This is a genomic window from Streptomyces avidinii (assembly GCF_045161815.1).
Taxonomy (GTDB): domain Bacteria; phylum Actinomycetota; class Actinomycetes; order Streptomycetales; family Streptomycetaceae; genus Streptomyces; species Streptomyces avidinii.
On record NZ_CP108863.1, the window covers coordinates 4,502,578 to 4,523,680 of the forward strand.

Genomic DNA, 21,103 nt, shown 5'->3' on the forward strand with positions numbered 1-21,103 from the left:
TTCGTCGATGTGGGCGAGGGGGGATTTGAACCCCCACGTCCCGAAGGACACTGGCACCTGAAGCCAGCGCGTCTGCCGTTCCGCCACTCGCCCGAGCGGCGCCCCAGGGGATCTTCCCTTTCGGGCCGTTCCCCTGGCGACGTCGAAACATTAGCACGGAGAACGGGGTGGATTCACATCGCTTTCCCCGCACCTCCGCACCCCGGTTCGGACTGCCCCTCCCGCACTCCGCTCCTGGTGCGGGACACTGTCCCTGGGGCGCCCCTACGATCGCTTGTGAGGACCAACACTCGTCCTCACAGGTGCGATGGGGAACCACCCGAATCCGCCACGCGTGGATACGATCAGTAAGCAGTACAGGGCGACAGCGACGGAGGAGGTGCCCCATGGGAGTTCTGAAGCGGTTCGAGCAGCGACTCGAAGGTCTGGTGAACGGCACCTTCGCCAAGGTGTTCAAGTCCGAGGTCCAGCCGGTGGAGATCGCCGGAGCCCTCCAGCGGGAGTGCGACAACAACGCCACCATCTGGAACCGCGAGCGGACCGTCGTCCCGAACGACTTCATCGTGGAGCTCAGCGCCGGTGACTACGACCGTCTGAGCCCCTACTCGGGGCAGCTCGGCGACGAGCTCGCGGGCCTCGTCCGCGACTACGCCAAGCAGCAGCGCTACAGCTTCATGGGCCCCATCAAGGTCAACCTGGAGAAGGCCGAGGACCTCGACACCGGGCTCTACCGGGTCCGCAGCCGCACCCTCGCCTCCAGCACCTCCCAGCCGCAGGCAGGGCCGCCGTCACCACAGGGCGGCTACGGCTACCCGCCGGAGAACCAGCCGCAGGGCGGCTACGGCTACCCGCCGGTCGCAGCCCCGCCGATGCCCAGCGCCCCGCCTCCCGGCGGACCCGGCGCGCGGCGGCCCGCTCCGGGCGGACCGGTCGGAGTCGCCCCCGTGGCGAACTCGGGCGGCCCGCGGCGTCACTGGATCGAGATCAACGGCACCCGCCACCAGATCTCGCGCCCCACGCTCGTACTCGGCCGAAGCACGGAAGCCGACGTGCGGATCGACGATCCCGGCGTATCCCGCCGGCACTGTGAGATCCGGACCGGAACGCCCTCGACGATCCAGGATCTCGGGTCCACCAACGGCATCGTGGTGGACGGGCAGCACACCACCCGCGCTACGCTCCGCGACGGCTCGCGGATCGTCGTGGGCAGTACCACCATCATTTACCGGCAAGCCGAAGGGTGAAGCGGGGGCAATGTCAGAGCTGACCCTGACGGTCATGCGGTTGGGTTTCCTGGCCGTTCTGTGGCTGTTCGTCATCGTGGCCGTCCAGGTCATCCGCAGCGATCTCTTCGGGACGCGCGTGACCCAGCGCGGGTCCCGTCGTGGCGGCGGCGGCGCCGGTGGCGCCCCGCAGCAGGCGGGCCGCCAGGCCGCGCCTCCGCAGCAGCGCCAACGACGCGGCGCACCGACCAAACTCGTCGTCTCCGAGGGCATCCTCACGGGAACCACCGTGGCCCTCGCAGGCCAGACGATCACGCTGGGCCGCGCGCACGACTCCACGATCGTGCTGGACGACGACTACGCGTCCAGCCGCCATGCCAGGATCTACCCCGACCGTGACGGTCAGTGGATCGTCGAGGATCTCGGGTCCACCAACGGCACATATCTCGACCGGACCCGGCTGACCACCCCGACGCCCATTCCGCCGGGCGCACCGATCCGCATCGGCAAGACCGTCATCGAGCTGCGGAAGTAGTACGAGAATGAGCGAGCGGAGCGAGCGCGCGGCGGCGATCCGTCCCACCGAGGACACGGACCCGAGCGCGCTCCCGACCGGAGGGTGGGCAGTGTGGCTCGAGACCGGTTGTACCCGGAGGCAGCTTCGTCGACAGGGCAGGTGCGCATGAGTCTGTCCTTGCGGTTCGCCGCCGGATCACACAAGGGCATGATCCGCGAGGGGAACGAGGATTCCGGCTACGCCGGGCCCCGCCTCCTCGCGATCGCCGACGGCATGGGAGGCCAGGCCGCCGGCGAGGTCGCGAGTTCCGAGGTGATCTCCACCCTCGTGCAGCTCGACGACGACGTCCCGGGCTCCGACATCCTCACCTCGCTCGCCACGGCCGTGCAGCGCGCCAACGACCAGCTGCGCGTCATGGTCGAGGAGGACCCCCAGCTCGAGGGCATGGGCACCACGCTGACCGCCCTGCTGTGGACCGGCCAGCGCCTCGGCCTCGTCCATGTCGGCGACTCCCGCGCCTACCTGCTCCGTGACGGCGTCCTCACCCAGATCACCCAGGACCACACCTGGGTGCAGCGCCTCGTCGACGAGGGGCGCATCACGGAGGAGGAAGCCACCACCCACCCGCAGCGCTCCCTGCTGATGCGCGCGCTGGGCAGTGGCGACATCGTCGAACCCGACCTCTCCATCCGTGAGGTCCGGGCCGGCGACCGCTACCTGATCTGCTCCGACGGACTCTCGGGCGTGGTCTCCCACCAGACCCTGGAGGAGACCCTCGCCGACTACCACGGTCCCCGCGAGACCGTGCAGTCCTTGATCCAGCTCGCGCTGCGCGGCGGCGGACCCGACAACATCACCTGCATCGTCGCCGACGTCCTCGACACCGACAGCGGCGACACCCTCGCCGCCCAGGTCAACGACACCCCGGTGGTCGTCGGCGCGGTCGCCGAGAACCAGCACCAGCTCTTCGACGGCGGCAACGCCATGCAGACTCCGGCCGGCCGGGCCTCGGGCCTCGGCCGCCAGTCCCCGCCGCCCGGCGCCTTCGGCCCCCCCGGCAGCGGCGAGGCCCCCGGCTACGGGTACTCCGAGCAGGGCCAGGGCGCGGGCGGCTACGGCACCTTCGGCGAAGCCGACGCCTACGACGGCGACTCCGGCTACGAGGACACGTACGACCACCCCCGCAGGCGCCGCAGCAAAGGGCGCAAGTGGACCACCCGTACGCTGACCCTGCTCATCGTCGCGGGCGTCATCGGCGGCGGCCTCTACGCGGGCTGGCGCTGGACCCAGACCCAGTTCTACGTGGGTGTCAAGGGCGAGCACGTGGCCCTCTTCCGCGGCATCAGCCCGAAGCTGGGGCCGCTGGCGCTCTCCAAGGTGGAGACCGACCGCCCCGACATCGAACTGAAGTACCTGCCGCCCTTCAAGCGGAAGCTGGTCGAGGCCACCATCAGTGAGGGCAGCCTCGACGCCGCGCGCAAGAAGCTCGACGATCTGGGCGTCCAGGTCTCCGCGTGCAAGAAGGACGAGGAACGCCGGAACGCCGAGGCCCAGAACAGCCCGACACCCGCCCCCAGCCTGACTCCCGAAGAGCAGCAGCTGGTCGGGCTGTGCGGCAAGTAGTAGAGATACGCGGGCACAGGGGGCCTGCCACACCATGAGCGTTGTCACCAACACGACCACCATCGGCGCCATCGAGCTGCCGAGCAGGCGGAACACCGAGCTCCTGCTGCTCGGCTTCGCCGTGCTCATCCCGATGTTCGCCTACGCCAACGTGGGCCTCGCGATCAACGGCACCCTGCCCCCCGGCATGGTGCTCTACGGCCTGGGCCTCGGCGCCCTCGCCGGGATCGCGCACTTCGTCGTGCGCCGGTACGCCAAGTACGCCGACCCGCTGCTGCTGCCGCTGGCCACGCTCCTCAACGGGCTGGGCCTCGTCCTGATCTGGCGCCTGGACCAGTCCGAGCGCCTGCAGAACCTCGCCAAGCGGTCCTTCGGCGCGTTCTCCCCCTCCGCGCCCCGCCAGATGATGTACACGGCACTCGCGATCGCCCTGTTCGCCGCGGTCCTGCTGATCCTCAAGGACCACCGCGTCCTGCAGAGGTTCACGTACATCTCGATGGCCGGCGCCCTGGTCCTGCTGATCCTGCCCGTCGTCCCGGGCCTCGGCGCCGACGTCTTCGGCGCCAAGATCTGGATCAGCGTGGGCGGCTTCTCCATCCAGCCCGGTGAGTTCGCGAAGATCGTCATCGCGATCTTCTTCGCCGGCTACCTGATGGTGAAGCGCGACGCGCTCGCCCTGGCCAGCCGCCGCTTCATGGGCCTCTACCTGCCGCGCGGCCGCGACCTCGGCCCGATCCTGATGATCTGGGCGATGAGCCTGCTGGTCCTCGTCTTCGAGAACGACCTCGGCACCTCGCTGCTCTTCTTCGGCATGTTCGTGATCATGCTGTACGTGGCCACCGAGCGCACCAGCTGGATCGTCATCGGCCTGCTGATGTCGGTCGGCGGCGCCGTGGTCGTCGCCACCTTCGCCAGCCACGTCAAGGTCCGCGTCACCGCCTGGCTGGACCCGTTCGCCTGCTACGGCACCTCCGGCGCCTGCGAGCAGGTCGGCCAGTCGATCATGAGCTTCGGTTCCGGCGGCGTCCTCGGCGCCGGCTGGGGCCAGGGCAACTCCGACCTCATCGGCTTCGCCGCCAACTCCGACTTCATCTTCTCCACCGTCGGTGAAGAACTGGGCCTCGCCGGAGTGATGGCCTTCCTCCTGCTCTACGGGCTCATCATCGAGCGGGGCGTCCGCACCGCCCTCGCCGCCCGCGACCCCTTCGGCAAGCTCTTCGCCATCGGCCTCTCCGGCGCCTTCGCGCTCCAGATCTTCGTGGTCGCCGGCGGCGTCATGGGCCTCATCCCCCTCACCGGCATGACGATGCCCTTCCTCGCGTCCGGCGGTTCCTCCGTCCTCGCGAACTGGATCCTCATCGCCATCCTCATCCGGATCAGCGACACCGCACGCCGCCCCGCACCGGCCCCCGCCCCGTCCCCCGACTCCGAGATGACCCAGGTGGTCCGTCCGTCATGAACAAGCCCCTGCGCCGCATCTCGCTGTTCTGCGGGCTGCTCGTCCTCGCCCTGCTGATCCGCACCAACTGGCTGCAGTACGTGCAGGCCGAGGAACTCAGTACCCGCAAGGAGAACCGCCGGGTCCAGATCGCCCAGTACGCGACCGAGCGCGGCAACATCATCGTCAAGGGCGAGCCGATCACCGGCTCCGCGGTCACCGACGGCAGCGACTACAAGTTCAAGCGGACCTACCTGGACGGCCCGCTGTGGTCGCCCGTCACCGGGTACGCCTCGCAGGCCTTCGGCGCCACCCAGCTCGAGTCGCTCGAGGACGGCATCCTCACCGGCAACGACGACCGGCTGTTCTTCGACCGCACCATCGGCATGTTCACCGGGGAGAAGAAGCAGGGCGGCAACGTCGTCACCACGCTCAACCCCGATGCGCAGAAGGCCGCCTTCAAGGCGCTCGGCGACAAGAAGGGCGCGGTCGCGGCCATCGACCCGCGCACCGGCGCCATCCTCGCCCTGGTCTCCACCCCCTCGTACGACCCTTCCACCTTCGCGGGCAATTCCACGGCCGACGGGAAGGCCTGGAACGAGCTGAAGGACAGCGAGGACAAGAAGCTCGTCAACCGCGCCCTGCGCGAGACCTATCCGCCGGGCTCCACCTTCAAGGTGGTCACCGCGGCCGCGGCCCTGGAGCACGGCGTCGTCAAGAACATCGACGACCCGACGGACACCCCCGAGCCGTACATCCTGCCGGGCACCCAGACCAAGCTGCCCAACTCCCACACCGGATGCGAGAAGGCCAGCCTCAACGAGGCCCTGCGCATCTCCTGCAACTCCGTCTTCGCGCACATGGGCGACAAGGTCACCCGCGACAAGATGGTGGAGACCGCGGAGAAGTTCGGCTTCAACAACGACAAGATCGACGTTCCGGTCCGCGCCTTCGCCAGCATCTACGACAAGAAGATGGGCAAGGACGGCAACGCCCAGAGCGCCATCGGCCAGTTCAACACGGCGGCCACCCCGCTGCAGATGGCCATGGTCACCGCCGCGATCGCCAACGACGGCAAGCTGATGAAGCCGTACATGGTCGACCACCTCACGGCCCCCAACCTGGACATCATCGAGAAGCACGAGCCGCAGGAGATGAGCCGGCCCCTCTCCGCCGCCAACGCCCAGAAGGTCCAGGAGATGATGGTCAACGTCGTCGAGAAGGGCACCGGCGAGAGGGCCAAGATCAAGGACGTGAAGGTCGGCGGCAAGACCGGTACGGCGCAGCACGGCGAGGGCAACAAGAAGCGCCCCTATGCCTGGTTCATCTCCTACGCCGAGAACCCGGACAACACCTCGCCCGTCGCCGTCGCCGTCGTCATCGAGGACAGCGAGGGCACCGCCCGCGACGACATCAGCGGTGGCGGTCTCGCCGCCCCCGTCGCCCAGGCGGTCATGAAGGCAGTGCTCGGCAGCCAGGGGTGACCGAGCATTGACGAGCCGGAGCGGAGTGACGTACCTCACTGAACTCCGCCCGGATCGGAGCGTACGGTACCGGTCCAGTATCAGCCTGTGGCCCCGAACCGATCACGGACGATCGGCCGGTAGCCTTTGCGCGAACAGCACACCGCCGGACCACACACAGGTGCGGTCGGGACTGACGGAGAGGGCTGCAACGTTATGGAAGAGCCGCGTCGCCTCGGCGGCCGGTACGAGCTGAGCCACGTGCTCGGCCGTGGTGGCATGGCCGAGGTCTACCTCGCCCACGACACCCGGCTCGGCCGTACCGTCGCCGTCAAGACCCTGCGTGCCGATCTCGCCCGTGACCCGTCCTTCCAGGCCCGGTTCCGGCGCGAGGCCCAGTCGGCCGCGTCGCTGAACCACCCGGCGATCGTCGCGGTCTACGACACCGGCGAGGACTACGTCGACAACATCTCCATCCCGTACATCGTGATGGAGTACGTCGACGGTTCCACGCTGCGCGAGCTGCTGCACTCGGGCCGCAAGCTGCTGCCCGAGCGCACGCTGGAGATGTGCATCGGCATCCTCCAGGCCCTCGAGTACTCGCACCGCGCCGGCATCGTGCACCGCGACATCAAGCCCGCCAACGTGATGCTGACGCGTACCGGCCAGGTCAAGGTCATGGACTTCGGCATCGCCCGCGCCATGGGCGACTCCGGCATGACCATGACGCAGACGGCCGCCGTCATCGGCACCGCCCAGTACCTCTCGCCCGAGCAGGCCAAGGGCGAGCAGGTCGACGCGCGCTCCGACCTCTACTCCGCGGGCTGCCTGCTCTACGAGCTCCTCAGCGTCCGGCCCCCGTTCGTCGGCGACTCCCCCGTGGCCGTCGCCTACCAGCACGTTCGGGAAGAGCCGCAGCCGCCGTCGAACTTCGACCCCGAGATCACGCCCGAGATGGACGCCATCGTCCTCAAGGCACTGGTCAAGGACCCCGATTACCGCTACCAGTCGGCCGACGAGATGCGTGCCGACATCGAGGCCTGCCTCGACGGCCAGCCCGTCGCCGCCACCGCCAGCATGGGCGCGGCCGGCTACGGCTACCCCGACCAGGGTCACGGCTACGGGCACCAGGGCTACGACCAGCCCACCGCCGCCCTGCGCACCACCGACCCCGGTGGCCAGACGTCGATGATGCCGCCGATGTCCCCGGGCGACGGCGGATACGGCTACGGCGACCAGGGCCACGGCGGTTACGACCAGGGCTCCGGCCGCCGCCAGAAGAAGAGCAAGGCGTCCACCGTGCTGCTCGTGGCGGCGGGCATCCTCGTGCTCGTCGGCGCGATCCTCATCGGCCGCGCCCTCTTCGGCGAGGGCGCCGACAACCGGCCCTCCGTGCCCAGGCTCGTCGGCCAGACCCTCGAACGGGCGCAGAAGAGCGGCGAAGCCGTCGGCCTCAAGGTGGTCAAGGGCGCCGACGAGCCCTGCGACGACCAGCCCAAGGGCAACGTCTGCAAGCAGAACCCCGCGCCCGACGAGAAGGTCGCAGACGGCTCCACGGTCACGGTGACGATCTCCTCGGGCGCGCCCAAGATCCCGGTCCTGAACGTGCTGAGCCTCAGCTTCGAAGAGGCGGAGAAGCAGCTGAAGGAGAAGGGCTTCCAGGTCGAGCGCAAGACGCAGGAGTCCGACCGTCCGGCCGGGACCGTCCTGGAGCAGGACCCCAAGAGCGGCACCGAGGCGGAGAAGAACAGCGTCGTCAAGCTGACGGTCGCCAAGGAGATCTCCAAGGCCGAGGTCCCGGACCTCAAGGGCAAGAAGAAGGACGAGGCGGCCAAGGCCCTCACGGACGTCAAGCTCCGGCTCGGCAGCGTGACGGAGATCGACGCCCCCGGAGTCGTACCGGGCACGGTCATCGAGCAGCAGATCCAGCCGGGCCAGCAGCTCGAGGTGGGCAAGACGGTGGGCATCACCATCGCCAAGGCCTCGACGCAGACCGTCGTGCCGAACTTCGCCGGCCGGACGCTGGGCCAGTACAAGGACGAGCTGCGGCGCGCGAACCTGAAGGTCGGCATCGTCGCCGGGCCGACGGACGACAACACGTTCGTGCTCGCCACCGACCCGCAGCCGGGCACCCCGGTCAACTCCGGCCAGGCCGTGAACATCATCACGGGCGGCGGACAGCAGCAGGGCGGCAACAACAACGGCGGCGGTGGCTTCGGCGGCCTGATCCGCAACGACTAGCGCGACCCGCCGACGCGGCGACCGCACAGCAGCAAAAGGTCCGGCCCCTCCCCGTTCCCGGGTGTGAGGGGCCGGACCTCTGTGCGTTCCCGTGCGGCTCGTGCGCGCCGGTGCGGGCGGCCCCGTGTGCGGGCCGCGTGCCGACCGTCGCTGTACGGCCGTCTGCGGCCCCGTACGGGACCTGTGCGCCTCCGGGGGCCTCGTGGTGCTCAGGGGGCGTCAGCGCCGCCCCCAGGCGCCTTCTTGAGTGCCGGCGGCGCGGCGTTGCCGCGTCAGCGCAACTCGGCCGGCGGCGTCCGCTTCGCGTCCACCTTCTCCGTCCGGACCAGCTCGCCCCACACGATGTACCGGTACTTCGAGGTGTAGACCGGGGTGCAGGTGGTGAGCGTGATGTACCGGCCGGGGGCGGTCCTCCCCGAGTCCTTGGGGACCGCGTTGATCACGTCGGTGTTGTACTTCGAGGTCTGGCGCAGCTCCGCGAAGACCTTGTAGACGTACCAGCTGTCGCGGGTCTCGAAGACGATCGCGTCGCCGTTCTTCACCTTGTCGATGTTGTGGAACTTCGCCCCGTGGCCGTCCCGGTGCGCGGCGAGCGAGAAGTTGCCCTTCTCGTCCCACGGCAGCGCCGACTTGACCGGCTGCGTGTAGTACCCGGCCACACCGTCGTCGAGGGTGTCCGGGTCGGTCCCCGCCTTGACGAGCACCTCGCCGTTCTTCATCGCCGGGACGTGCAGGAAGCCGACCCCGCCCCGGGTGTCCAGCGCCCCCGGCCCCGCGGCCTGCTCGGGTGCCTGCCACTGCTGGCGGATCTCGTCCCCGCGGGCCGACGCCTGCCGGTCCGCGAGCACGTTCGTCCACCACAGCGAGTAGGCCACGAACAGGCCCAGCACCAGGCCCACCGTGATCAGGACCTCGCCCAGCAGGCTCAGGAATCCGGCGAGCACACTGCGGTTGCCGACGGGCGGGGCCGCGGCGCGGCGGCTGGCACGAGACACTGCTGATTCGTCCTTAGCTGGTCAGCGCGGGCGGCGGGCCCTGGCTGCGGGGGCGTTCATCGGTCATCCTGCCCCATACGATCAACCGGTAGGTGCTGGTGAACTCCGGGGTGCAGGTGGTCAGCGTGATGTACCGGCCCGCTGATGTGAATCCCGACCCCTCCGGCACCGGCTTGATCACCGCCACGTTCGTCGGCGGGGTCTGCGCGAGCGACGAGGTCGTCTCGTACGTGTAGTAGGCGTCCCGGGTCTCGACCACCACGGGATCCCCGGGCACCAGCCGGTTGATGTAGCGGAACGGCTCGCCGTGGGTGTTGCGGTGTCCGGCCACCGCGAAGTTGCCCTGCTTGTCGGCCGGCATCGCCGTCTTCAGCGCGCCCTCGCCGTAGTGCCCGACCATGCCCCGGTCCAGCACCTTCGGCTTGCTGATGCCCTCCGCCACCGGGACCTTCACGTCCAGCTTCGGGATGTGGAGGATCGCGAAGCCCTGGCCGGGTTCGAAGGCCGTCACGGGCGGCGCGGCGGCCCCGGCGGGTCCCGGATCCTGCTCCCAGGTCTGGCGCAGCGAGCCGGCGGCGCCGTTCGCCACCCGCTCCGCAAGGAGGTTCGTGTACCAGAGCTGGTAGGCGACGAACAGCAGCATCACCAGGCCCAGCGTGATGAACAGCTCTCCGCCCAGCCGGCTCGCGATGACCACCGGGCCGCCCGAGGCCGGCCGCCTGCGCCGCCGACCACCCCGCCGCCGGGTGCCTCTGGCGGCCCGCTTCGCCGCCTCCTGAGCTGCCCTGCGTCGCGCGGCCCGGCCCTCCGTGGGCGCGGACGGCGCGACCGCGGTCACGCGACGGCCCTGCCCACCACCGGGGCGAGCCCCACCGAGCGCTCCACGGCGCTCGCGTCCCCGCACCGCACCAGCCAGTTGGCGAGCATCCGGTGCCCCCACTCGGTCAGCACGGACTCGGGGTGGAACTGCACACCCTCGACGTCGTGCTCCCGGTGGCGCAGGCCCATGATGATCCCGTCCTCGGTCCGCGCGGTGACCTCCAGCACGTCGGGCAGCGTCCCGGGTTCGGCGGCGAGGGAGTGGTAGCGGGTGGCGGTGAACGGCGACGGCAGTCCCTCGAACACCCCGAGCCCCTCGTGCAGCACGGGCGAGGTCTTGCCGTGCAGCAGCTCCGGCGCCCGGCCCACGACGCCGCCGTAGGCGACCGCCATCGACTGCATGCCGAGGCAGACGCCGAAGACGGGGACGGCCGTCCGCGCGCAGTGGCGGACCATGTCGATGCAGACGCCCGCCTCCTCCGGCGTTCCGGGCCCGGGGGACAGCAGCACGCCGTCGAAACCGTCCTGCGCGTGCGCGAGCCCGACCTCGTCGTTGCGCAGCACCTCGCATTCGGCGCCGAGCTGGTAGAGGTACTGGACCAGGTTGAACACAAAGCTGTCGTAGTTGTCCACAACCAGAATGCGCGCGCTCACGGAGTGGCTCCCGATCCCTCGTCCACCGTCACATCGTTGAACGGAAGCAGCGGCTCGGCCCACGGGAAGACGTACTGGAACAGTACGAAGACCACCGCGAGGACCAGTACGAGCGAGATCAGCGCGCGTAGCCACGCGTTTCCCGGCAGGTGCCGCCAGATCCAGCCGTACATGCCGCCTGATTCCTTTTCGTCCGCGTTCGTTCAACGCACCGCGGGGGCGGTACGCGAACAGACTAAAGGCAGCGGCCCGAAAGGGTGGGTCACCCGGACAAACCCTCCGGTCGGCCCCGGTCCGCACTGCGGGTCCCGGTCAGCTCCGCCCAGACGACCAGCCGGTGGCTGTGTCCCCATTCGGGGTCGCAGGTGGTCAGCGTCAGATAGCGGCCGGGCGCCGTGAACGGCGATTTCTCCGGGACCGGGTCGACGACGGCGACGTCGGTGGGCAGGGTGCGCAGGGGGCCGCCCCGGACCGTGTACGTGTACCAGGTGCTCGCGTCCTTGAGGATCACCTCGTCGCCCGGACGCAGCTTCGGGAAGTCCTTGAAGGGGTCCCCGTAGGTACGCCGGTGTCCGGCCACGGAGAAGTTGCCGACGGCGCCGAGGCGGGCGGTGGCGGCGTAGTGGCCCAGGCCCTTCATCAGCAGTTCGGGGTCCGTGCCCTCCAGGACCGGCTTGACCCAGTCCCGGCCGAAGCGCGGGACGTGCATCTCGGCGAAGGCCCGGCCGGCGGGATAGCGCTCGGGCGGTGCCGGGGGCACCGACGGCGGCGGGGGCACGGACGGCGCCGACTGCGGCTCGGGGGCCGGAGCGGGGGCCGGAGCGGGAGCCGCCGCCCAGCGGTCGCGCATCCGGTCCATCTCCCCGCCCATGGCCCGGTCGGCCTTGACCCCGGTCCACAGCAGGACGTACGCGACGAAGAGCACGATCAGGGTGCCCGCCGTCAGGCACACCTCGCTGAACGTCCGTACCACCAGGCGCAGTACGACGTCAGGACGGACCCGATCACGGGGTGGGCGCCACCGGCTTCGCATAGTGGAGGTCCACTGTGCCGGAGTACCCCGGAAGTGTCAGCGCCTTGTGCTCGTCCACTTTCCAGCCGAGCCCGTACGCGTTCACGTACAGCTGGTAGTTCTGCAGGGCCGGGGAGGCGGCGAGGGCCTTCTTCATCGCGGCCTGGTCGCCGACGGCCGAGATCTTGTACGGCGGCGAGTAGACCCGGCCCTGAAGGATCAGGGTGTTGCCCACGCAGCGGACCGCGCTGGTGGAGATCAGCCGCTGGTCCATGACCTGGATGCCCTCGGCGCCGCCCTGCCAGAGGGCGTTGACCACGGCCTGCAGGTCCTGCTGGTGGATCACCAGGTCGTTGGGCTGCGGCTCGGGCACGTTGGGGATGCGGGCGGTGGCGTTCGGCGGGGCGTCGTTGAGGGTGACCGTCAGGCCCTTGCCGGTCAGCTCCTCGGTGCCGGACGCCGCGCGCAGGGCGGCCAGCTTGGCGTCCTCGGCCTTGGTGCTGCCGTCGTCACGCTCGGCGAGGGTGTCCACCCGGCCGCGTACCGCCGCGGTGCTCTGCTCCAGCGCCGCGTTGTCCTGGCTGCGCTCCTTGATGAGGTCCGACAGCTTCAGGAGCGATGCGTCCGTCCGGATGTTCGTACCCTTGGAGGTGTTGAAACTGGTGACGAAGAGCAGCCCGGCCAGGGCGAAGACGGCGGCCGCCAGCAGCCGGACCGGCCTGGCCCGGCGACGGGGACCCGCGGAGGAGTCGTCGGAATTGCTCAACGTACCCTTCTCCTTCAACGCCACAGGTCCACTACGCTAACGGACGCCCGGGGCAGGCAAGGTCCCCAGCGCATCGACAGGAGAGCCCCTCGTGCCGAAGTCACGTATCCGCAAGAAGGACGACTACACGCCGCCGCCCTCGCGGCAGCCGCAGAGCATCCGGCTCACGAACCGCAGCTGGGTCGCTCCGGTCATGCTGGCGTTCTTCCTGATCGGACTCGCGTGGATCGTCGTTTTCTACGTGACCGAAACCCAGCTGCCGATCGAGGCGCTGGGCAATTGGAACATTGTAGTCGGTTTCGGCTTTATTGCCGCGGGATTCGGCGTATCCACACAGTGGAAGTAGCACCCCACAGTCCCTGACGGAAGCTCTCCCCATGAGTTATCCACAGCGTCATCCACACCTGAGGAAAAGACAGAAGATCTGTGGATAACTCTGTGGAGAGTTGACGCCGGTGTGATCAGGTGAGTTCCGCAGTGCGGGCCAGGATCACCGCCGCGGCCAGCAGGAACGTCACCGCGCAGGTGCCCCACTGAACGAGTGCGCGATGCCTGCCGCTGGTGGGCACGAGCATGCCCAGGCCCACCAGCGCGCCGGTGACCAGGCCGCCCACGTGGGCCTGCCACGACACGGTGAGCGCACCGCCGAGCGGTACGAAGGTCAGCACCAGCATCAGCACGACCATGACGATCACCGGCCGCATCTCGTACCGCAGCCGCTTCGCCAGCACGACGGTGGCGCCGAGCAGGCCGAAGACGGCGCCCGAGGCGCCGAGGGTCCGGACGTAGGGCTCGCTCAGCAGATAGACGAGCGCGCTGCCGCCCAGGCCCGAGAGCAGGAAGACCGCGAGATAGCGGACCCGGCCCAGCGCCGCCTCCAGCGGGCCGCCGATCACCCACAGGGCGATCATGTTGCCGATGATGTGCCACCACTGGGCGTGCAGGAACATCGAGGTCAGCAGCCGGTGGTACTCGCCTGCGGCAACCCCGTGGACCGGGCCGCCGGGGTACTCCCGGTACTGGCCGCCGATCAGCTCCAGCTGGACCGCGAGCACCGGGTCGGCGAGCGCCACGAAGAACAGCAGCACATTGATCCCGATGAGGATCTTGGTGACCAGGTGGGGGTCGGCGGCGACCACCCCGCCCGCGACGGTGCGCGGCGCGTTCGCGGTCGGCCGGTGCCCGGTGCCGGAACCCTCGCGGACGCATTCGGGGCACTGGAAGCCGACCGAGGCGCTGATCATGCACTCGGGGCAGATGGGGCGCTCGCAGCGGGTGCAGCTGATCCCCGTGTCGCGGTCCGGGTGGCGATAGCAGCCCGGCAGACGGTCGGTGTCCATCGGTTCCCTCGATCAGCGGCGAGGCAGGGGTGCACCCCGCCGGTCCCGTACGTATCCACTACGGACGGGCGGGGCGGAAAGGTTCCCGGGAAGGGACCGGGGCCGGGGCCATGGGCCCGCAGCCGGTCGGTCAGCGCCGCTCGACGACCACGGACTGGATGATCACGTCGTCCAGCGGTCGCTCGGTGCGCGGGTTGGTGGCGCTGCCGGCGATGGCGTCCACGACCTTCTGGCCGGCCGGGTCGGTGACCTCGCCGAAGATCGTGTGCTTGCGCGTCAGCCAGGCGGTGGGCGCGACGGTGATGAAGAACTGCGAGCCGTTGGTGCCCGGGCCCGCATTGGCCATGGCGAGCAGGTACGGCTTGGTGAAGGCCAGGTCGGGGTGGAACTCGTCCGCGAACCGGTAGCCCGGACCGCCGGTGCCGTTGCCCAGCGGGTCGCCGCCCTGGATCATGAAGCCGCTGATGACGCGGTGGAAGACGGTCCCGTCGTACAGCGGGTCCGTGGTCTTCTGGCCGTCGGTGGGCCGGGTCCACTCGCGGGCGCCCGTGGCGAGCTCGACGAAGTTCCGGACGGTCTTCGGAGCGAAGTTCTCCAGCAGCTCGACCACGATGTCGCCGTGGGTCGTCTTCAGGGTGGCGTAGAGCTTCTCGGCCACGGATCTGCCTTCCATAGTCATCACTGTCGGTCCAGATGGTCGCACGGAGCGCTCCGCGGCACTGAAATCGTCCACCCGTATGCCCTGTCGCGCATGCCTGTCAGCGATATGGCAGGCATGATCCGTCAAAGGGTGGAAAGGTGAACTGTGTCCGCCACCGAGGAGGAGGATCACGTGACCGGCAAGGAGAGCATGCGCCTGGCAGCCGAGAGTGCCAGGGAGAGTGTGCGTCACGCGACGGAAGTGGTGGCACCGTACGCGGAATCCGCCAGGGACGCCGCGGTGCACTACGCCCAGGAAGCGAACGAGCGGCTGACACCCAAGGTGTCGTCCGCGGCGAGCAGCGCTGCCCAGCACGCCCGTTCGACCTACGACTGCCACCTGCATCCCCGGCTCAAGGCGGCGCGGGCCCATGTCCCGCCCCCCGTCGACCGCGCCGCGACGCAGGCGCGCCGGGCGGCGCGGCAGGCCGCCGACTACACGCAGCCGAAGATCGAGAGCGCGATCGCGGCCGCCACCCCGATGGCGGAGGAGGCCGCGTCCCGTTCGACGGCCGCCCTCGCCGCGCTGCGCGGCCAGGTGACGGCCAAGGAGGTGCAGAAGCTGGTGCGGCGTCATCGACGGCGCGAGCGCAACGGCAAGATCCTGCGCGGGGCCGCCCTGGTCGGCGTACTGGCGTGTGCCGCCTACGCGGCGTGGAGGTGGTGGGACCAGCAGTCGAATCCGGACTGGCTCGTCGAACCGCCGGCGGCCACGGAGCTGTCGGGGCGCGACGCGGCGCCGGCGAGCTTCGACGACGAGCTGGCGGAGAAGGAGCGCGAGGCCGAGGACGGCCCGGAGGACAAGCAGCTCTGACCGGCGCGTGGGAAGGGGCCCGGATCCTGTTCCACCAGGATCCGGGCCCCTTTCACGTGGTCACGGTTCGCGCGCGGCCACGCGGCCGCGCGGCCGTCAGCCGGGGAGGGTGAGGATCATGCCCGGGCGGACGAATTCGGGGTTGGCGCCGACGACGGCCCGGTTGATGGCGTAGAGCTCGCGCCAGCGGGCCTCGTTGCCCAGCTCGCTCCGGGCGATCCCGGGGAGCGAGTCGCCGGCCTTGACCGTGTACGTGCGCTTCTTGGCGGCGGGCCCGGGCTTGGCCACCGGCGCCGCCGGTACCGCCTTGTGCGCGGCCGAATGAGGGGTGGGCGTGTGCATGGCACCCGGCGCGGCGGCGGAGGAGGCCGCGGGCTTCGGCATCGCGGCGGGCCGGGGAGGGGCGGGCACGGCCTTGTGCGCGGCGGACCCCGGGGTCGGGGTCGCGGGGGCCGGGGTGGCCGGGGCGCGCCCCGGCGGCGCCGCGGCCGCCATGCGCTCGGCGGCGGCCCGGGTGGCCGAGGCGGCATCGGCCGCCGAACCCGCGGGAGGCCTCCCCGCCTCCCCGGCCTGCTGCTGCACCTGCTCCTTCTCGGCGGCGCCGTGCGCCTTCTTCTTTTCGTATTTCAGGAAGTCGAAGAGTCCCATGTCTGTACGCCTCCGGCGTGAGGGTGCCCCCTGGTATCGATACCTCTCTCCACTGTCCTGCACCGGGCGCCGCACGGCCCTGCGACGGGGCTGTCCGGGGGACAGCCGGCCCGGATCACACGCCGTCACCGGGCCGGGAACGCGACGGGAACGGACCGGGAAGGTACGGCACCACCCTCGTGAGACACGATGGAGGAGATTTCTGTGATCATCAGACAGGCCGCGGAGCGGGTAGTGCTGGTCAGGCCCGGACCCGGGCTCGTGAGCGCCGCGATCGTGGCAGGCCTGGACCTCTGGGTGGTGTCGGACCCCGGACCCCGGCCGGGGAACGCACGGATGCCCCCGGAGCTGCCCCCGCAGCGCCTCCTGCGGGTGGACTTCGATGACGCGACCGCGCTGCGCACCCTGCTGACGGACACAATCCTCACCCACGGGATCGGGCAGCTCCTCTACCTCGCGAGCGATCTCGAAAGGGGTCTCGGCAGCGGGTCCGCGGCCGCCGCCGAGGAGGTGGTGCGGGAACTGTCCAAAAGCCGCGGGAAGCCGGCGGTCCGGCTGCCGGACGCGGTGGCGATCCGGCGCATCCTCAATCAGAGCCGGACCTCGGCCGTGCGCGCCGAGGAGGCGCAAACGGTCAGCGAGGCATGCTCACTGGCGGAGGACTTCCCCCTTCCCGTGGTCATCAAATCGGCCGACAAGAGCGGGTGTTGGTGGACCGTTGCGGTGCGCGACCGTCCCGAACTCGCCCGGTGGGCCGAACAGGCCGCCACCGCCCGGCATTCGGCGCCCTATCTCGTCGAAGAGCTCCTGACGGGTGCCAAGTTCCGGGTGGAGACGCTGACGGTCGACGGTATGCACCTGGTGGCCGACATCGCACCCCAGGCAGCGGCGGCGCCGCTGCACGACGCGGAGCAGGCCGGCATCCGCGCGACGGTACGGGCCCTGCTGGATCTGGCCGGGTACGAATCGGGCACCACGCGGACGGACGTGCTGGTCAGCGCCCGGGGATCACGTATCGCGGCGGCGACGGAGCCGGACCGGGAACAGGCCGGTATCGGCCGCTCCCGCGCCGCGGCGGCGAGCGGTATCGAGAGGGGAACGGACCGGTAAGGGACTCGGCGACTCTTTGTTCTGTCGAGAGCGGCCACCGCACCACACGGGAGCCGCACCGGGTACACACCAGGGGGTTCCACACATGCGCAGCAAGCTGGCTGGACTGATCGGGATCATCGCGGCGGCTCTGGCGTTCGGAGTCGGTGTGACGGTCAGCAGCCCGGCCGACGCCGGTCAGCCCTCCGGCTACCAGGTCCTCGCGGACGACAAGGGCCCCGGGATCGCCTCCCCCGCTCCCACCCCGGCCCCGTCCGGCCGCTAGGCAGGCCGCTTGCCGCGCACCACAGGAAAGTGCCCCGCACCGGAATCCGGTGCGGGGCACTTCCGCGTACGGGGTCAGTGGGCCCTGCGGTGCGCCGGCAGCCCCATGAAATCGAATAACCCCTCGGCGGCCGTACGGTGTCCGGCCGCGGCCGGGGAATCCCCGAGCGCCTCGGCCGCCCGGGCGAGGCCCACCAGCGCGGACGCCTCCTCGGCGCGGAAGCTCATCGGCGCCGCGAGCTTGTGGGCGTGGGCGTGCAGGGCCAGCGCCACCTCGTGCTCCCCCCAGAGCATGTGGAGCTGCCCCAGGATGTTCTCGACCTTCGCGAGCCGGATGGGGGCGCCGCTGGTGCGGCCGAGGGCCAGGGAGCGCTCGGCGAACGTGCGGGCCTGCGGTCCGTCGCCCCGCTCGTGCGCGACCTGGGCGGACAGCGCGAGCACCAGGGCGACGTCACCCGGTGACCTGGTCTCGTCGCACAGGTCACGGGCGCGCTTGAGGCTGGCGTCCGCGTCCGTGTACTCACCGAGCCCCACCTGGGCGAAGGCCAGGTCGGCCAGGGCCATGATCTCGTTGCTGCGGTAGCCGAGGTCGCGGTCGATCTCGATCGCCCGGCGGGCGGCCGCGGCCGCCTCCGGATAGCGGCCCCACCGCTCGTACAGCGTGCTGAGGGTGGTGAGACCCTCCGACTCCGCGCGCGGGTTGCCCAGTTCCCGGGCCGCCGCCACGGACCGCTCCAGCAGGGGGAGGGCCTCCCCGTACCTCCCGAGCATCGACAGCAGCAGCCCGATGGTCGATTCGCTGTTCGCCTCGGTGTGCCGGTCCCCGGCGCGGACCGCGGTGGCGCGCGCCTCCCGGGCCACCTCCAGTCCCTCCTCGAAACGGCCGAGCTTCCAGCAGGCCGCGCCCAGATTGGCCAGGCTGATGCCGAGGAGCGCCGGATCGTCGAGCCGGCGGGCGGCGGCGACCGCGAGGTGCCCGACGCTCCAGAACTCGTCGAGCTGTCCGTGCGCGTGCAGGTGGAAGCCGATGTTGCGGCTCAGACAGGCCGCGTAGCGGTCGTGACCGGACCGTTCGGCGAGGGACACGGCCGCGAGCAGCCCCGCCTGTTCCCGGTCGAACCAGCTGACGGCCTGCTCGGCGTCCCTGAAGTGCGGCCGTTCGCCCCGGTACGGCGGGATGCCGGTGGGGCGGCGCTCACGACCGGGGAACAGCACCTCGCAGGCCGCGTCCGAGGTCGTCATGTAGTAGCCGAGCAGCCGCTCGACCGCCTCCGCGTCGTCGTCGGCGGTCGCCGAGCCCCGCAGGCTCTGGGCGAAACTGCGCACCAGATCGTGGAAGGTGTAGAGACCGATGTCGGGCTGCTGGACCAGGTGGACGTCGAGCAGGAACTCCAGGGCGTCCTCGGCGTCGCGGACGGCCGTGCCGAGGAGCGCCGCCGCCGAGTAGACATCGGTACCGGCGCACGGGTAGAGGCTGAGGATGCGGAACGCGGTCCGGTACTCCTCGTCCATCGCCAGGTAGGACAGCCGCAGGGTCGCCGCGACGCTGCGCTCGCCCGAACTGAGCTCGTCCATCCGGCGTTTCTCGTCGCGCAGTCGCTCGACCAGGTAACGCACCGTCCAGCGGGGCCTGTTGCGCAGCCGGGCGGTCGCGATCCGCAGGGCCAGCGGCAGGTGCCCGCACAGCTCGGCCAGTTCGGCCGAGGCCGCCGGCTCGGCGGCCACCCGGGTCGTGCCGAGGGTCTCCGCCATCAGGCTGGTGCTGTCCTCGGGCTCCATCATCCCGATGGAAACCCACTCGACGCCGTCCAGGTCCATCAGCCGCCCCCGGCTGGTGATCAGGGCCAGGCAGCCGGGCGAGGCCGGCAGCAGGGGCCTGATCTGCCCCGCGTCGACCGCGTTGTCGAACAGCATCAGCATCCGCTGGCCGTCCAGCTTCGACCGCCACAGGGCGGTGCGCCCCTCCAGGTCCTCGGGGATCCGGTCGCCCGGCGTACCGAGGGTGCGCAGCAGGCCGTCGAGCGCGGCGGCCGGCGTCACCGGCTCCCGGCCCGGGGTGAATCCGTGCAGGTCGATGTGGAGCTGCCCGTCGGGATACCGGCCGGCCAGCCGGTGTGCGGCGCGCACGGCCAGGGTGGTCTTGCCCATGCCGCCCATGCCGTCGATGGCTACGATCCGGGCGTACCGGTCGCCGCCCCGGCCCTCGTCCTGCACGTAGTCGAAGAGCTCGGCCAGCTCCTTGGCGCGGCCGGTGAAGTCGGGCAGGTCGTAGGGCAGGGTGCACGGGGCATCGGCCGGTGCGGCCGGCGTTCCCGGCTCTTCCCGTCCCGTTCCCGCCGCGGCCGGTGCCGCGGCCCCGGGATCCTCGCTCTCGGACACCGGCGGTACCGGAAGGACCGGCTCGGGCTCCTGCGGTACGGGGGCCACCGGCTCGGGAGCCGGAGGTGCGGGCGCGGCGGCCACCGCCACCGGCGCAGACACCGGCACGGGTGCCGGCACCGGCGCGGGCCGTTCGGGCGCGGCCAGTTCGGGGCTGTCCCGCAGGATCGCCTCGTACAGCCTGGCCAGCCGGGGCCCCGGATCGATCCCGAGCTCGTTCACGAGCAGCTCGCGGACCTCCCCGTACTCCCTGAGCGCCTCGGCCTGCCGCCCGGAGCGGTACAGGGCGAGCATCAACTGCCCGCGCAGCGTCTCCCGCAGCGGGTGCTGGGTGATCAGGCCCCGCAGGCCCGAGATGAGCTCACCGCTCTCGCCCAGCGCGAGGCACAGGTCGAACAGCTGCTCCGCGGCTGCCAGTCGGCGCTCCTCGAGCGCGGTCGCCGCGGCCTCGATCACCGGCCCGCCCGCCCCGGACAGCACCGAGCCGCGCCACAGCGCGAGAGCGGCCCGCAGCGCCTCGGCGGCCGCGGCCTGCCCGCCCTCCCGCACGGCCCGGGCGGCCGCCCGGGTCAGCGTGTCGAACTCCAGCAGGTCGAGCTGGTCGTCCGCCACCACCACGCGGTATCCCGGCCCGTCGGTGGCGATCACCGCGCTGCCGGTGGGTATGCGCCGGCGCAGATCGGCGACGGCCTTGCGGACCTGGTGCGCCGCGGTCACCGGCGGGTCCTTCTCCCACGTCGCCTCGACGAGCCGTGCGACGGGCACCACCCGGCCGGCTTCGAGCAGCAACATGCACAGGACCCGTTCCTGGATCGCTCCCCCCAGCCTCAGCCGTACTTCGTCGATCCATCCCTCGAGCGATCCGAGCACGTTGAAGCGCAGCTTGCCCCCCACAGGCACTCCGCTGCGTCTCTCCCCGGATTCCGCATCCGCCCCCGGCATCGGACATCCACCCCCAATGAACAAGACCCCTGGCCAGGTCATGCCAACCGGATCATAGGGGTTACCCCTAGCACGCGGTAAGCATCCGGTAGCAGATCGGGAAGGGCGACACGGACAGTTCATGGGCGGCCCGGAGCAGGCAGCACATGGAGCGAG

At 70.7% G+C, this 21,103-nt stretch carries 19 protein-coding genes, 1 tRNA gene and 1 pseudogene; 10 read left to right on the top strand and 11 right to left on the bottom strand.

Annotated elements, in window-relative coordinates; translation table 11 throughout:
- Positions 1-10: 10 nt before the first annotated feature.
- A tRNA-Leu gene (locus tag OG373_RS20090) sits at positions 11-93 on the bottom strand.
- A gap of 293 nt (positions 94-386) precedes the next feature.
- Here OG373_RS20090 and OG373_RS20095 point away from each other — a divergent pair.
- From OG373_RS20095 to pknB, 6 genes are all read left to right on the top strand, one after another.
- Positions 387-1,244, top strand: a complete 858-nt coding sequence (locus tag OG373_RS20095) for a DUF3662 and FHA domain-containing protein (RefSeq protein WP_189971641.1) — start codon at positions 387-389, stop codon at positions 1,242-1,244.
- A gap of 10 nt (positions 1,245-1,254) precedes the next feature.
- The gene (locus OG373_RS20100) at positions 1,255-1,758 is read left to right on the top strand and encodes an FHA domain-containing protein (protein ID WP_052870511.1); all 504 of its coding nucleotides are present in this window, start codon (positions 1,255-1,257) and stop codon (positions 1,756-1,758) included.
- Between the two features lie 147 nt (positions 1,759-1,905).
- On the top strand, positions 1,906-3,363 hold the full coding sequence (locus OG373_RS20105) for a PP2C family protein-serine/threonine phosphatase (protein WP_405439486.1): 1,458 nt from the start codon (positions 1,906-1,908) through the stop codon (positions 3,361-3,363).
- A 34-nt stretch (positions 3,364-3,397) separates the two neighbouring features.
- Positions 3,398-4,822, top strand: a complete 1,425-nt coding sequence (locus OG373_RS20110) for an FtsW/RodA/SpoVE family cell cycle protein (protein ID WP_405439487.1) — start codon at positions 3,398-3,400, stop codon at positions 4,820-4,822.
- On the top strand, positions 4,819-6,285 hold the full coding sequence (locus tag OG373_RS20115) for a peptidoglycan D,D-transpeptidase FtsI family protein (RefSeq protein WP_397732716.1): 1,467 nt from the start codon (positions 4,819-4,821) through the stop codon (positions 6,283-6,285). The genes OG373_RS20110 and OG373_RS20115 overlap by 4 nt, the downstream gene beginning before the upstream one ends.
- A gap of 195 nt (positions 6,286-6,480) precedes the next feature.
- Complete coding sequence (gene pknB, locus OG373_RS20120) at positions 6,481-8,505, top strand: Stk1 family PASTA domain-containing Ser/Thr kinase (RefSeq protein WP_405439488.1); 2,025 nt, start codon at positions 6,481-6,483, stop codon at positions 8,503-8,505.
- A 272-nt stretch (positions 8,506-8,777) separates the two neighbouring features.
- Here pknB and OG373_RS20125 read toward each other — a convergent pair whose 3' ends face one another.
- The 6 genes and pseudogenes from OG373_RS20125 to OG373_RS20150 form a co-directional block, all read right to left on the bottom strand.
- Positions 8,778-9,500, bottom strand: coding sequence for a class E sortase (locus OG373_RS20125; protein WP_405439489.1), 723 nt, complete (start codon positions 9,498-9,500; stop codon positions 8,778-8,780).
- Positions 9,501-9,513: 13 nt separating this feature from the next.
- Positions 9,514-10,200, bottom strand: a pseudogene (locus OG373_RS20130) (class E sortase); the annotation flags it as partial.
- 134 nt (positions 10,201-10,334) lie between these two features.
- Complete coding sequence (locus OG373_RS20135) at positions 10,335-10,973, bottom strand: aminodeoxychorismate/anthranilate synthase component II (protein WP_405439490.1); 639 nt, start codon at positions 10,971-10,973, stop codon at positions 10,335-10,337.
- Complete coding sequence (locus OG373_RS20140; protein ID WP_397732720.1) at positions 10,970-11,146, bottom strand: hypothetical protein; 177 nt, start codon at positions 11,144-11,146, stop codon at positions 10,970-10,972. Before OG373_RS20140 ends, OG373_RS20135 begins: the two co-directional genes overlap by 4 nt.
- A gap of 89 nt (positions 11,147-11,235) precedes the next feature.
- Complete coding sequence (locus OG373_RS20145; RefSeq protein WP_405439491.1) at positions 11,236-12,006, bottom strand: class E sortase; 771 nt, start codon at positions 12,004-12,006, stop codon at positions 11,236-11,238.
- Positions 11,978-12,751 carry a DUF881 domain-containing protein gene (locus OG373_RS20150; protein ID WP_405439492.1) on the bottom strand — a complete coding sequence of 258 codons (774 nt, stop codon included), beginning with the start codon at positions 12,749-12,751 and terminating at the stop codon, positions 11,978-11,980. The genes OG373_RS20145 and OG373_RS20150 overlap by 29 nt, the downstream gene beginning before the upstream one ends.
- A 91-nt stretch (positions 12,752-12,842) precedes the next feature.
- Here OG373_RS20150 and crgA point away from each other — a divergent pair, with 91 nt between their 5' ends.
- A complete protein-coding gene (gene crgA / locus OG373_RS20155; protein WP_266594715.1) occupies positions 12,843-13,097 on the top strand; it encodes a cell division protein CrgA in 255 nt (84 codons plus the stop codon).
- Positions 13,098-13,212: 115 nt separating this feature from the next.
- On the opposite strand, the gene OG373_RS20160 is transcribed toward crgA, so the two are convergent.
- Together OG373_RS20160 and OG373_RS20165 are read right to left on the bottom strand one after the other, a co-directional pair.
- Positions 13,213-14,091: a rhomboid family intramembrane serine protease gene (locus OG373_RS20160; RefSeq protein WP_405439493.1), complete on the bottom strand. Its 879-nt coding sequence runs from the start codon at positions 14,089-14,091 to the stop codon at positions 13,213-13,215.
- A gap of 130 nt (positions 14,092-14,221) precedes the next feature.
- The gene (locus OG373_RS20165) at positions 14,222-14,749 is read right to left on the bottom strand and encodes a peptidylprolyl isomerase (protein WP_405444129.1); all 528 of its coding nucleotides are present in this window, start codon (positions 14,747-14,749) and stop codon (positions 14,222-14,224) included.
- Positions 14,750-14,923: 174 nt separating this feature from the next.
- On the opposite strand from OG373_RS20165, the gene OG373_RS20170 reads away from it, so the two are divergent.
- Entirely contained in the window at positions 14,924-15,604 is a 681-nt protein-coding gene (locus tag OG373_RS20170; RefSeq protein ID WP_405444130.1) for a DUF5324 family protein, read from the top strand.
- Between the two features lie 96 nt (positions 15,605-15,700).
- Here OG373_RS20170 and OG373_RS20175 read toward each other — a convergent pair whose 3' ends face one another.
- The gene (locus OG373_RS20175; protein WP_405439494.1) at positions 15,701-16,252 is read right to left on the bottom strand and encodes a LysM peptidoglycan-binding domain-containing protein; all 552 of its coding nucleotides are present in this window, start codon (positions 16,250-16,252) and stop codon (positions 15,701-15,703) included.
- A 204-nt stretch (positions 16,253-16,456) separates the two neighbouring features.
- On the opposite strand from OG373_RS20175, the gene OG373_RS20180 reads away from it, so the two are divergent.
- Both OG373_RS20180 and OG373_RS20185 read left to right on the top strand, forming a co-directional pair.
- Positions 16,457-17,362, top strand: a complete 906-nt coding sequence (locus tag OG373_RS20180) for a hypothetical protein (protein ID WP_405439495.1) — start codon at positions 16,457-16,459, stop codon at positions 17,360-17,362.
- A gap of 85 nt (positions 17,363-17,447) precedes the next feature.
- Positions 17,448-17,627, top strand: coding sequence for a hypothetical protein (locus OG373_RS20185; RefSeq protein ID WP_405439496.1), 180 nt, complete (start codon positions 17,448-17,450; stop codon positions 17,625-17,627).
- Positions 17,628-17,701: 74 nt separating this feature from the next.
- Here OG373_RS20185 and OG373_RS20190 read toward each other — a convergent pair whose 3' ends face one another.
- Entirely contained in the window at positions 17,702-20,947 is a 3,246-nt protein-coding gene (locus tag OG373_RS20190) for an AfsR/SARP family transcriptional regulator (protein ID WP_405439497.1), read from the bottom strand.
- Positions 20,948-21,103: the final 156 nt, after the last annotated feature.

Excerpts from the sequence above, each read along its gene's own strand:
- OG373_RS20190 (WP_405439497.1), bottom strand. The coding sequence starts at position 20,947 with ATGCCGGGGGCGGATGCGGAATCCGGGGAGAGACGCAGCGGAGTGCCT.
- OG373_RS20185 (WP_405439496.1), top strand. The coding sequence starts at position 17,448 with ATGCGCAGCAAGCTGGCTGGACTGATCGGGATCATCGCGGCGGCTCTG.
- OG373_RS20100 (WP_052870511.1), top strand. The coding sequence starts at position 1,255 with ATGTCAGAGCTGACCCTGACGGTCATGCGGTTGGGTTTCCTGGCCGTT.
- OG373_RS20105 (WP_405439486.1), top strand. The coding sequence starts at position 1,906 with ATGAGTCTGTCCTTGCGGTTCGCCGCCGGATCACACAAGGGCATGATC.
- OG373_RS20160 (WP_405439493.1), bottom strand. The coding sequence starts at position 14,091 with ATGGACACCGACCGTCTGCCGGGCTGCTATCGCCACCCGGACCGCGAC.
- OG373_RS20095 (WP_189971641.1), top strand. The coding sequence starts at position 387 with ATGGGAGTTCTGAAGCGGTTCGAGCAGCGACTCGAAGGTCTGGTGAAC.
- OG373_RS20145 (WP_405439491.1), bottom strand. The coding sequence starts at position 12,006 with ATGCGAAGCCGGTGGCGCCCACCCCGTGATCGGGTCCGTCCTGACGTC.
- OG373_RS20175 (WP_405439494.1), bottom strand. The coding sequence starts at position 16,252 with ATGGGACTCTTCGACTTCCTGAAATACGAAAAGAAGAAGGCGCACGGC.
- OG373_RS20110 (WP_405439487.1), top strand. The coding sequence starts at position 3,398 with ATGAGCGTTGTCACCAACACGACCACCATCGGCGCCATCGAGCTGCCG.
- OG373_RS20115 (WP_397732716.1), top strand. The coding sequence starts at position 4,819 with ATGAACAAGCCCCTGCGCCGCATCTCGCTGTTCTGCGGGCTGCTCGTC.
- OG373_RS20140 (WP_397732720.1), bottom strand. The coding sequence starts at position 11,146 with ATGTACGGCTGGATCTGGCGGCACCTGCCGGGAAACGCGTGGCTACGC.
- pknB (WP_405439488.1), top strand. The coding sequence starts at position 6,481 with ATGGAAGAGCCGCGTCGCCTCGGCGGCCGGTACGAGCTGAGCCACGTG.